Below are 12,099 nucleotides of genomic sequence, written 5' to 3'. Positions count from 1 at the left end.
GAGTTCATACATGTTATAATCTACTTGTAATAAATCTAGATATGTTACTTTAAAAGAAAGTAGGTAATGTGTATGGAACCTCTAAATAAGTTAACAGCTGATGGTGCTTGTCGAACAGTATTCAGTAATGATGTCAGTTTTGCATCTTTTTATAATGCAGCTATATTTGAAGGGAAACAAATCATTCATCCTGATAGATTGGTACGTTATGAAAATGATATTTCTTTTATTATCAATGATTCGAAAAGAGCAGAAGATAAAAAAAGAAGAAGGGACATTGTCGTTAAAAGTGATATTAATGGAATCTACTGTATACTAGGAATAGAGCATCAAAGTAGTATTGATGAAACGATGGTTATTCGTTGTGGAATCTATGAAATGTTGGAATATTTAAAACAGGCAGAAAATAAAGAGTATAAAAGATTAGTTCCTCAAATAATAGTAGTACTTTATACAGGACCAAAGAAATGGAATAGTCCTGTAAAACTCAGTGATTATTTTGAAATACCAGAAGAATTAAAGAAATACTTTGATGATTGGAAAATCATTCTTGTAGATGTTAAAGAAATGGATACAAGTAAGATCAAAGATGAACAAACTCGTTACTTTATAGAAGCTATCCAAGCAATGTATAAAGGAAGCTATGAAGATTTAAAAAGATTAAAGAGAATGAAAAAAGAAAACTTTCTCTATGCAGCCATCATTACAGGAAGTATAGATCAAGTTGAAAACGTTCTAGAAGGAGATGAAATGGATATGTGTGAAGGAATGGAAAGAATGGCAGAAGGGTTTAGAAAAGAAGGTAGGTCTGAAGGAGTTATTGAAGGAAAATTGGAAGAAAAACAAAATACGTTAAAAGAACAATTAGAAATTTAGTTTGGAAATCTATCAAATAATCTAACAAATCAATTATCAAAAGCACCTATTGAAAAACTTAATATATTAACACGTCATATTTTTAATGTAACAAATGAAGAAGATGTTTTAAAAATTATTAACTAATAATTCAATGCATAACATGCAATAGAATTTAGATAGGTTCTTATTGCTTGTTATGCTTTTTATATTTTATTTTCGAAGATGATTGTTTATAAGGAAAGATATATTAGGAATAATTTTCTAACTTTTTGAGTAAAGGTTGGATTTTTTTTGAGAAATATTTTCTATTTTTGTAAGAGCTTTCTTTAGTGGGCAGGATTATGGTAAAATAATAATAAAGGTGGGATTGAAATGGATGATTATTTAAGAGAGATACAAACTGCCATATTTAGAAAGTGGATCAGTAATCAAAAAAGAGATTATTATTATCTTTATCCAAGTGAAACGGATCCGGATGCGATTATTATTGAAAATGAATACTGTTATAGTTATGTGACTTTTAATCCACAATGTATCATAGAATTATGTGTAATGAATAAAAGAACAGATGAAATGGCTTTTTATCTTCATTTTCAATTCAAAACATTGAAACATGCTATTTCTTTATTTGAAGAAATGGATCAATGTATTCAAAAAATGGTTAATCAACCAATATGTCGTCTTTTACTTTGTTGTAGTGGCGGGATGACAACAGCATTTTTTGCAGATAAAATCAAAAATGGAATAAAAGTTTTAAATTTAAATATGGAAGTAGCTGCTACTTCATATCAAAAAATATATAATGTTGCTCAAAATTATGATGTCATCTTACTAGCTCCTCAAGTTTCTTATGTTAAATTACAAGTGGAAAAAGTATTTAAAAATAAATTGGTTTTAAAGATACCTACACAAATTTTTGCTTCTTATAATGTAGGAGCTTTGATTACTTTTGTTGAAGAGTCTATAAAAAATAAGGAAAAGAAATATGATAGTACAGTAGAACCTCTTGCATCAATGATGGAAATTAAAACAAAGAAAAATATTTTAGCGGTTTCTATTAACGCTAATGGGGAAAATAGTCATATTTCTTATCGTTTATATAATAATCTACAAGAAATTGTATTAGATAGTAATATTATTAAAAGTAATATCAAATTACATGATGTTCTGGATGCTTTAGATACAGTTGTTTTACAAAATGAAATGATTGATGTGATTTCTATTGCTTTACCAGGAGTGATGGTTGAAGGAAACGTTTATTCGGGGATTATTGAGGGTGGAAATCATCAACTTAAGGAATTGTTGGAGAAGAGATATGAAAAGGAAATTTATTTGATTAATGATGTTAATGCTGCTGTTGTAGGCTATTATGCTTCACAAAACCAATATAAATCTATTGCTTTTTTATTCCAACCTATTGGACGTATGGCTGGAAGTGGCATAATTGTTAATGGTCAACTAGTAAGAGGAATGGATCATCTTGCTGGAGAAGTAGCACTTTTACCATTAAAACTTTCTAATGATTATTTTACACTTGCGAATACACCAGAAGGCACATTGGAACTTGTTAGTAAAAATATTATGAGTATTATAGCAATTGTATCACCAGAGGCGATAGTTGTTTATAGTGATTTGATTTTAGATAGTCAAGATGTGAGTGATGAAATAAAAAAATCATTGAGTCAATATTCTTTAAAAGTATATCCAAAGATTATTAAAGTGGAAAATATTTTAGAATATATATTATTAGGTGCAATGATTTTAAGTGCAAAGGAGTGATTTGATGAAAATTATTTGGTATGGACATTCTTGTTTTGAAATAACAGGCAGTGATGGAACAGTTATTTTTGATTCTTATCAAGAAGGTTCAATTCCAGGATTAAACAAACTTCATTTAAAAGGAAATCTAGTTTTATGTTCTCATGAGCATGATGATCATAATGCTAGAGATTGTGTAGATGTATTGCCTAAAGAATTTAAAGTAGAAAAAATTGAAACGTATCATGACCATCATTTAGGTAGTCGTCGTGGTAAAAATACGATTCATATTTTAACTTATGAAAATATGAAAGTCGTGCATATGGGAGATATTGGCTGTATGATTGATGATCTTTCAAAAATCAAGAATTGTGATGTTTTAATGATTCCTATTGGTGGTTATTATACAATAGATACTAAAGAAGCATTAGAATATATCAATCAAATTCAACCACGTATTGTTATACCAATGCATTATCGAAGTGGTTCTATGGGTTATGATGTATTATCAACCAATGAAGAGTTTATAAAAAATAGAAAAGATATCTGTTATGTAAAAGATGTTATTGAAGTCAATCAAGAAACGCAAAAACAAACGGTTATATTTGAAAAACCAAGGAACTAATTTTCCTTGGTTTTTGTTACGATAAACAATAAAGCAAGACTGATCATAATCATTGTTAAAGCGATTATAAATGCATAAAGATAAGAACCAAAGAAATCATAGATATAACCAACCAAGGATAAAGAAATAGCAGCTCCCACATTAGAAGCAAAAGAAATTGTTGGGAAAGCTTTTGCATAATTTTCTGTTTTAAAGAAATATTTTGTAAGTAAAGGAACAGCGACAGCACCTAAAGAATAACAAGAACCAAACATAAAAGCTCCGATAATAAGTAGAACCATTGATTTACCAATCATGAGTAAAATAATTCCTAAAATATTAACTCCAATCATCATAAGTGTTGCTTTCATTTCTCCAAAATAATCACTTAAACTACCGATAATCAATTTAGAAACAATATTTCCCATCATTCCCGCAGATAACAACATGGCACATGTTGTAAGTGGGTACCCCAAAGATTCTCCATATCCTGGCAAATGTTGAGTTACACTTGTAATACAACTAATCAACATTCCAAAGATAAAAAAAGCAATAAATGAAACAGAAATAAAATGGAAAGAAGAAGTTGTTTGTTTTTGTATAGTTTCTTTTCTTTCTTGATAGCCATAGGGAACAAGTCCTTCATCAAAGGCTGTCATTTTAAAAGGATAAATGCAAGCTGGTAGGCATAATAATAAAATAATGATGGCTTTTAATAAATAGCCCATTTGCCAATTAAATGAACTAATGATACTTGATAAAATAGGTGAACAAATTGTTCCGCCTAAATCACTAAAACCAAAAGCAATACTTGTTGCAAGTCCATGTTTCTTTTCAAACCAACCATTAATAATGATTGTAATAGGTACGATGGAAAATAAACTTGTCGACATCCCACGAACAGCTCCTAAAATATAAAATGTTAAAGCATTTTTTCCTAGTGCCATAGCTGCTGTAGAGGCAACGGCAACAATAACGCTGATAGTAAGTACTTCTTTAAAAGCAAATTTTTCATAGATTTTTGGGACAAATAATGACATCATAGCAGTTGCAAGGGAAAATAATGTCATATGCATTGAAAATGTTCCTCTTAACATATGTAAATTCTTTGAAACAGGTGTATAGAAAACACCTGATGAATTAATAGAAATTCCAATCGATGCAGCAGCTAAGCCACAGCAACAAACTAATACCAACCAATGTTTTTTCATAAACATCTTCCTCCTTTTACTGTCTTTATTTTATAAATGTTTATTAATAATGTCTAATGCTTATAATTAATCCAATATAATGCTTTATAAGCATTGTAAATAAAGTAATTATATTTCTTTTAATTTAAAATAAAACGTATTAAAATAAATGCAGTAGGGGGATTTAAAGATGAGATTAGAAAAAGTACTCAAAGAAATGAAAAAAAGACAATTAACGCATTTAATTATTAGTGATCCATCATCCATTGATTATTTAATTAATTATAAAAATAATCCAGGGGAAAGAATGTATTTACTTCTTTTATCAAGTGATGGACATCATAAATTATTTATGAATAATTTATTTTATTTAGATCGTGAAATTGATATTGAACAAGTATGGTATAGTGATACAGATAATTATCTTCAATTACTTGCTGATGAATTTGATGGCGCTTGTTCAATTGGTATCGATAAAAACTTTCCAGCTAGATTTTTAATGCCATTGATGGATTTAGTAGATGAATGTCATTTTGAACTTGGTTCTGAATGTGTTGATCGTGTAAGAATGGTTAAAGATGAAAAAGAACAACAATTAATGATAGAAGCTTCTAAAATTAATGATTTAGTAGTAGATGAAGTTATTAATATTTGTGCCAAGGGAAACTTAACTGAAAAAGAAGTTTCTGATCAACTTGCTGGTATTTACCAAAAACATGGTTGTACAGGAAATTCTTTTGAACCAATAGTTGCTTATGGTAAAAATGGAGCTGATAATCATCATAGTGGTGATGATTCTACTTTAAAACCAGGAGATAGCATTGTTATTGATATTGGTGGTTTATATAAAGGATATTGTTCAGATATGACAAGAACTGTTTTTTATAAAGAAGTTTCACCAAAACAAAAAGCGGTTTATGAACTTGTTTTAAAAGCTCAAAAGGCAGCAGAAGCCATGATTAAACCAGGTGTTCGATTATGTGATATTGATAAATGTGCAAGAGATATTATTGCTGAAGGTGGTTATACTGTTGAATTTAATCATCGTTTAGGTCATTTTATTGGACGTGATGTTCATGAATGGGGCGATGTTTCGCAAAACTATGATATTGAAGTTCAAGAAGGTATGACTTTCTCTATTGAACCAGGTGTTTATTTACAAGGTGAATTTGGAGTAAGAATCGAAGATCTTGTACTTGTAACAGAAGATGGATGTAAGGTCTTAAATAGTTATCCAAAAGATTTGAAAGTTATTGGTAATGATTAATAAAAAGCATAGGTTAGATAATCTAATCTATGTTTTTTTAATACTCTAAAAATAAATCAAGTGTTTTAGAATGATTTTGATGATACAAAGCACCACTTGCCTCTAAAAGACTAAGATTTAATTTATTAGATCATTTAAAACAACTTCATGTAGAATTTACTTTAGAAAGTAAAGTTATCAAAATTGATCAAGATGGTATTGTTTATGAAAAACATAATCAATTAGAAATACTTTCTCATTTTGATACGATTGTTTTAACTTTTGGTTCAAAAGCAAATTAAAACCTTTATTAAGAAATAAAAATTGAACATGTTTATTTAATTGTCGATGCAAGTAAAGTTGGTGACGCTAAAAAAGCTATTTTTAAAACTACTCAACTTGCTTTAAAACTTTAGAAAGGGATAACCCTTTCTTTTCTTTTTCAAATTATGAAAATAGCATCATCTTTAAAAAATTATGTTAAAATATATTTTACGACTAGGGAGGAAGAAATATGTCACTAAAAGCAAAATATAATTTTTTACATTTATTTTATTGGTTTACTGGATGTTGTATTAATGGTTTTATTGCTGTCTTTTTACAATCAAAAGGGCTTACAAATACTGAGATAGGGATTGTTACAGGAGGTTCTTGTATAGCAACAATCTTTTTATCACCATTTATGTCATCACTTATTTCTAAAATAAAAGGGATGACTATTAAAAAATTAATGACAATTTTAATGTTAACAACAGTTTTGTTATATATTGCGATGGCATTTTTACCAATACCAGCATTTTTAGTGATGGTTTTCTATGTTGTTATGTATGCTTTAAATATGTCCACAGTACCCATGCTTACAATGATTGCTATGAATTATATTAATGAAGGGACATATGTCAACTTTGGTTTAGCACGAGGAATTGGCTCAGCTTCATGGGCGACAAGTGCGCTTATTTTTGGACAAGTGGTTTCTTTTTTAGGAGCAAATGTTTTATCAATTGCATATTGTATCTTTGCTTTAGTGACATTATTTATTTTATATCATTTACCAGAATCAAAAATTACAGAAACAAAAGAAGAAGTTCAAGAAGAAGGATCTGTTATTACTGTTATTAAAAAATATAAAATTTTCTTTTTCTTACTTTTAGGGTTTTGTTTTATGTTTTCGGGAGCAACAGCAATCGGTACTTATTTAATTAATATTGTTAAAAACCTAGGAGGAAATACTTCTTTATACGGAGTAGCTATGTTTGCAATGGCTTTTAGTGAATTACCAGTCATGATGACAGTTCCTAAGTTAATGAAGAAATTTAATAGTGTAACACTTATTTTAGTAGCTTCTATTTTCTATCTTTGTCGAAATTATACAATTGGTTTAGCTCCTAATTTAATTGTTTTAATTATTGGTATGATGTTCCAAGGTCTTTCTTATGGATTGTTTACAGGAGTTATTACATATTATGTAACTTATAATCTAGAAACCCAAGATCAAATGTCAGGACAAACAATGATTGGGATTATGACATCAGGAATAGGTTCAACCTTAGGAAATGTTCTTGGTGGAGTTTTACAAGATACGATTGGATTGAATGCTTTATTTGTTTTTGTTTATTTAATGACAGCCATTGGTGCGATTATTATCTTTATTTGTAAATTTATGAGTATGAAAGTTAAAAAATAGCTTGATTTATGTCGAGGACTTTGATACTATCAAGCTGTTGAATGAGGGAGTAGTACACGTCTTAGGACGCGGTTTGTCAACATCATGGCGTATAGCCTGGCAAATCTTAAAGAACGAGACTCATGCATATTTTTTATGCATGGGTCTCTTTTATTTTAAGGAGAAAGGAATTTGGTATGAGTTTATTTATTGAAATCTTTTTGATTGGAGTAGGTCTTTCCATGGATGCTTTTGCAGTATCAATTTGTAAAGGCTTATCAATGCAAAAAGTAAAGAAGAGAGATGTTTTTATCATCGCTTTATTTTTTGGTGGCTTTCAAGCATTAATGCCTTTTATTGGCTGGTTTTTAGGTAGAGGTTTTGAAAGTTATATTACAAGTATTGATCATTGGATTGCTTTTATTTTACTTAGTATTATTGGTGGTAAGATGTTGATTGATGGTATTAAAGCAGAAGACGATGAAGATGAAGGAGAATTTAAATTAGATTTAAAGGAATTGTTTTTATTGGCGATTGCGACATCTATTGATGCATTAGCGGTAGGAATTACTTTTACTTTTTTAAATTATCCAATAGTTGAATGTATGAGCATTATTGGTTGTACGACTTTTATTATTTCTTTTATTGGTGTTTATATTGGTAAAGTTTTTGGGTCAAAATATGAACATAAGGCAGAGATTGCTGGTGGTATTATTTTAATTGTGATTGGTTTAAAAATTTTATTAGAACATTTAGGTCTATTTTAAAGGAGAGAAAGTTATGACAAATGTATTTGTATCATTATTAGTTCTTATTGTTGGTTTTATTTTATTAATGAAAGGAGCAGATTTTTTTGTAGAAGGAAGTTCTTCTATTGCTACAAGATTTCATATTCCTTCATTAATCATCGGTTTAACAATTGTGGCCATGGGAACAAGTTTACCTGAATGTGCTGTCAGTATTACAGCTTCGATGGAAGGAAATAATGCTTTAGCGGTAGCAAATGCCGTAGGTTCTAATATTTTTAATTTAATGGTTGTTTGTGGTATTTCTGCTTTATTTGTACCGATTGCAGTACAAGTAAATACGCTTAAAAGAGAATTTCCATTTTCTGTTTTATGTGCTATTTTATTAATGATCTTAGGTTATTTTGGGATGATATTAGGACATATTGATGGAATTGTTCTTTTGATTTTATTTGTAGGATATATTGTTTACATGATTGTTTCGGCTAAAAAAGCCATGAATACATATCAAGAGGAAGAAGAAATTAAAGTTATTTCAATGGGATTAAGCTTGGTTTATATTGTTGGTGGAGCAATCGCTATTAAATTTGGTGGAGATTTTGTAGTAGATAGTGCTTCCAATATTGCTTTATCTTTAGGAATGTCACAAAACTTAGTCGGTCTTACCATTGTTGCTCTTGGAACTTCTTTACCAGAACTTGTTACTTCAATGGTAGCTGCTAAAAAAGGTGAAGTAGATATGGCTCTTGGAAATGTTATTGGTTCAAATGTTTTTAATATTTTATTTGTTTTAGGTATTGCAGCAACAATTAGTCCAATTACTTTTATCTTTGAAAATATTATTGATATTCTTATTTTAACTATTTTTTCTTTAATAGTTTTATATTTTGGATTTACGAAACATAAAATTGATCGTAAAGAAGGAATTATTATGCTTCTTCTTTATGTTGCTTACTTAGCCTATATCATTATACGTTAGAGAGCATTGCTCTCTTTTTTTATTGCTAAAAAGATAAAATATGATTAAAATAGAAACGCTATAAGGAGATATATATGAAAAAAATAGTATTTTTAGATATAGATGGAACATTAGTCACACCAAATTATCCTTTATCAGATTTTGTAAAAAAAGGAATTAAAAAAGCAAGAGAAAATGGGCATTTGATTTTTTTATGTACAGGAAGAAATCGTGTCGGTATTGAAAGTATTATGTCAGATGATTTTGATGGTTGTATTTGTTCAGCGGGTGGTTATCTTGAAATTAAAGGGGAAATGATTGAAACAACTTATTTAGATAAAGAAGAAGTTGAACAAGCAAGAAAAGTTTTTGAGCAAAATCATATTCTTTATAACTTAGAATCAACTTATATGACTTTTGCGAGTGAAGAATTACGGCATTACTTTGCACATGCTCTGTTAGGTGATGAAGGAACAAATTCAGAATTTGAAAGATTAAAAGAACAACAAAAGAAAGAATATCATATGGTTGATATAAGCAAATATCAAGATCAAGGAATTCATAAACTTTGTTTTATTGCTTTTAATAGAGAAGATATTGAAAAAACAAAAATACTCTTACCAAATTATCATTTTATTGTTCATGAAATGTTTAGCCAACATTCTATCAATGGTGAAATCATCAAAAAAGGAATGGATAAGGGACTTGCTATTAAAAAGGTCGTTGAAACACTTCATATGAAAATGGAAGATACGATTGCTTTTGGTGACAGTATGAATGATTATGAAATGTTACAAGTTTGCAATTATGGTGTAGCAATGAAAAATGCCTGCCAAGAATTAAAAGCAAGTGCTGATAACATTTGTGAAAGTGTTGAAAATGATGGTGTGTATTATGAAATGGAAAGGTTAGGATTGTTTGAATGTTTGGATTAGGAACAATTGTTAATACCATAGCTGTTGTTGCAGGTGGTATTATTGGTCTATTGTTTAAAAATGGTTTAAAAAATAGGTATCAAGAAACGATTATGCAAGGAATTGGTTTAGCAGTTTTGTTTGTTGGTATTTCAGGGGCGATGACAGGGATGTTAAAGATATCTAAAGAAGGATTGGAATCCACCGGTTCTTTAATTCTTGTTTTATCGTTATGCTTTGGAGCGTTATTAGGAGAGTTTATTAATATTGAAAAAAGAATTGAACAATTTGGGATCTATTTAAAAAATAAAGTTAAAAGTAATGATTCTAAATTCATTGATGGTTTTGTTTCTACTTCACTTGTTATATGTGTATGAGGCATGGCTATTGTGGGTTCTTTTCAAGATGGTTTGTTACATGATTCAAGTGTTTTGATTTCAAAAGCCGTAATGGACTTTGTAATCGTTATGGTTTTTTCTTCAACACTTGAGGTGGGAATGATTTTTTCCGCAATTCCTATTTTTGTTTATCAAGGATTGCTGACAGTCTGTGCTTCTTTTCTAGCACCTTATTTTACGACAATAATGATTTCTAATATTTCTTTTGTGGGTTCGGTTTTAATATTTGCGGTAGGGACAAATTTATGTTTTCATACAAAAATTAAAGTAGGCAATCTTTTACCAGCGGTATTTATGCCCTTGTTATTAGCACTTTTTATGTAAGTACTTTTTTTGTTTGCTTGTCAATTGTCTAAAAATAATGTACGATAATAACGTTTGAAGAAGGGAGAAATTTATGTTAGACAAGTTTTTTAAATTAAGTGAAAAAGGCACTACAGTAAAAACTGAAATTTTAGCTGGTGTGACAACATTCTTAGCAATGGCTTATATTTTAGCAGTCAATCCAGCAATGCTTGGTGAAACGGGAATGTCTGTTCAAGGGGTATTCCTTGCAACTGCCATTGCTTCTGCTGTAGCTACCATTATTATGGGACTTGTTGCAAACTATCCAGTGGCTTTATCAGCTGGTATGGGTGTGAATGCATTATTTACTTATACAATTTGTTTTGGTATGGGCTTATCTTATAAAGGAGCCTTAGCCTGTGTTTTTGTCTCAGGTATTATTTTCTTAGTTATTTCTATTACAGGAATTAGAACAATGATTATTAATGCTATTCCTGCACAACTTAAATTAGCAATTGGGGCAGGTATTGGTTTCTTTATTGCCTTCATTGGTCTAAAAAATGCAGGTATTATTGTCGCAAATGAATCAACATTTGTCGGTCTTGGTAACTTCCAAGAACCAACAGTTATTTTAGCAGTAGTTGGTATTTTAATTACTTTATTACTTTTAACTAAAAATGTTCCTGGAGCTGTTTTCTATGGTTTAGTTGTTACAGCTGTTGTGGGAATTATTGCTGGAGTTTGTGGTGTTAAAGGAATGCCAGAAATTCCTACTGGAGTTATTTCATTTGACTTTGATTTTTCATTAGTAGGAGCATTTGCTTCAGGACTTGGAGAATTAACTTCACATCCACAATGTTATGTCGCAATCTTCTCATTATTATTCGTTGATTTTTTTGATACTGCAGGGACTTTAGTTGCTGTATGTAACAGAGCAAACTTAGTTGATGAAACTGGAAATCCAGAAAACGTAGATCGTGCTTTATTAGCTGATTCAATCGGTACAGTTATTGGTTCTATTGCTGGAACTTCAACTGTTACATCATTCGTTGAATCAACTTCAGGTGTTGAAGTAGGGGGAAGAACTGGTTTAACTGCGGTTACTACTGGGGTATGCTTCTTATTATCTGTTTTCTTTTCACCATTACTTTCATGCGTTACAAGTGCAGTGACAGCGCCTGCATTAATTATTGTTGGTATTTTAATGGCACAACAATTAAAAGGAATTGAATGGGATAATATTGTTTATGCAGCAAGTGGATTCATGACAGTTATTTTTATGATCTTAGCTTATTCTATTTCAAATGGTATTGCTATTGGATTTATTACATATACCGTTTCTATGATTGGTGTTGGTAAAATTAAAGAAATTAAGCCAATCGTATGGATCTTAGATATCTGTTTTGTAATCTTCTTAGTGTTCTTACCTAAATAGTGAAGAAGTGAGTTTTACGCTTAGGCGTAAGACTCTTTTTTTAT

At 29.8% G+C, this 12,099-nt stretch carries 10 protein-coding genes and 1 pseudogene; 10 read left to right on the top strand and 1 reads right to left on the bottom strand.

Annotated elements, in window-relative coordinates; all coding sequences use genetic code 11:
* The first annotated feature begins 72 nt into the window (after positions 1-72).
* From Fi14EGH31_RS09125 to Fi14EGH31_RS09115, 3 genes are all read left to right on the top strand, one after another.
* The gene (locus tag Fi14EGH31_RS09125; protein WP_158569576.1) at positions 73-876 is read left to right on the top strand and encodes an Rpn family recombination-promoting nuclease/putative transposase; all 804 of its coding nucleotides are present in this window, start codon (positions 73-75) and stop codon (positions 874-876) included.
* A gap of 354 nt (positions 877-1,230) precedes the next feature.
* Positions 1,231-2,637 carry an ROK family protein gene (locus Fi14EGH31_RS09120; RefSeq protein ID WP_117346774.1) on the top strand — a complete coding sequence of 469 codons (1,407 nt, stop codon included), beginning with the start codon at positions 1,231-1,233 and terminating at the stop codon, positions 2,635-2,637.
* Between the two features lie 4 nt (positions 2,638-2,641).
* Entirely contained in the window at positions 2,642-3,241 is a 600-nt protein-coding gene (locus Fi14EGH31_RS09115; RefSeq protein WP_117826472.1) for an MBL fold metallo-hydrolase, read from the top strand.
* Here Fi14EGH31_RS09115 and Fi14EGH31_RS09110 read toward each other — a convergent pair.
* Positions 3,238-4,431, bottom strand: coding sequence for an MFS transporter (locus Fi14EGH31_RS09110; protein WP_234697772.1), 1,194 nt, complete (start codon positions 4,429-4,431; stop codon positions 3,238-3,240). The two genes, Fi14EGH31_RS09115 and Fi14EGH31_RS09110, sit on opposite strands and share 4 nt — an antisense overlap.
* A gap of 169 nt (positions 4,432-4,600) precedes the next feature.
* Here Fi14EGH31_RS09110 and Fi14EGH31_RS09105 point away from each other — a divergent pair, with 169 nt between their 5' ends.
* From Fi14EGH31_RS09105 to Fi14EGH31_RS09075, 7 genes and pseudogenes are all read left to right on the top strand, one after another.
* On the top strand, positions 4,601-5,677 hold the full coding sequence (locus Fi14EGH31_RS09105) for a M24 family metallopeptidase (protein WP_200764724.1): 1,077 nt from the start codon (positions 4,601-4,603) through the stop codon (positions 5,675-5,677).
* A gap of 493 nt (positions 5,678-6,170) precedes the next feature.
* The gene (locus Fi14EGH31_RS09100) at positions 6,171-7,340 is read left to right on the top strand and encodes an MFS transporter (RefSeq protein ID WP_022000883.1); all 1,170 of its coding nucleotides are present in this window, start codon (positions 6,171-6,173) and stop codon (positions 7,338-7,340) included.
* A 176-nt stretch (positions 7,341-7,516) separates the two neighbouring features.
* A complete protein-coding gene (locus Fi14EGH31_RS09095; protein ID WP_118346673.1) occupies positions 7,517-8,086 on the top strand; it encodes a manganese efflux pump MntP in 570 nt (189 codons plus the stop codon).
* Between the two features lie 13 nt (positions 8,087-8,099).
* Positions 8,100-9,044, top strand: a complete 945-nt coding sequence (locus Fi14EGH31_RS09090; RefSeq protein WP_022000881.1) for a calcium/sodium antiporter — start codon at positions 8,100-8,102, stop codon at positions 9,042-9,044.
* Between the two features lie 74 nt (positions 9,045-9,118).
* Entirely contained in the window at positions 9,119-9,958 is an 840-nt protein-coding gene (locus Fi14EGH31_RS09085; RefSeq protein WP_022000880.1) for a Cof-type HAD-IIB family hydrolase, read from the top strand.
* Positions 9,946-10,659, top strand: a pseudogene (locus Fi14EGH31_RS09080) (DUF554 domain-containing protein). The gene Fi14EGH31_RS09085 and the pseudogene Fi14EGH31_RS09080 overlap by 13 nt, the downstream one beginning before the upstream one ends.
* 73 nt (positions 10,660-10,732) lie before the next feature.
* The gene (locus Fi14EGH31_RS09075; protein ID WP_022000877.1) at positions 10,733-12,055 is read left to right on the top strand and encodes an NCS2 family permease; all 1,323 of its coding nucleotides are present in this window, start codon (positions 10,733-10,735) and stop codon (positions 12,053-12,055) included.
* Positions 12,056-12,099 lie beyond the last annotated feature (44 nt).

The sequence above is a fragment of the Faecalibacillus intestinalis genome (genome assembly GCF_015097455.1).
GTDB lineage: Bacteria > Bacillota_I > Bacilli_A > Erysipelotrichales > Coprobacillaceae > Faecalibacillus > Faecalibacillus intestinalis.
The sequence above is the reverse complement of the archived record's forward strand: the minus strand, read 5'-3'. Positions and strand labels throughout refer to the sequence as shown.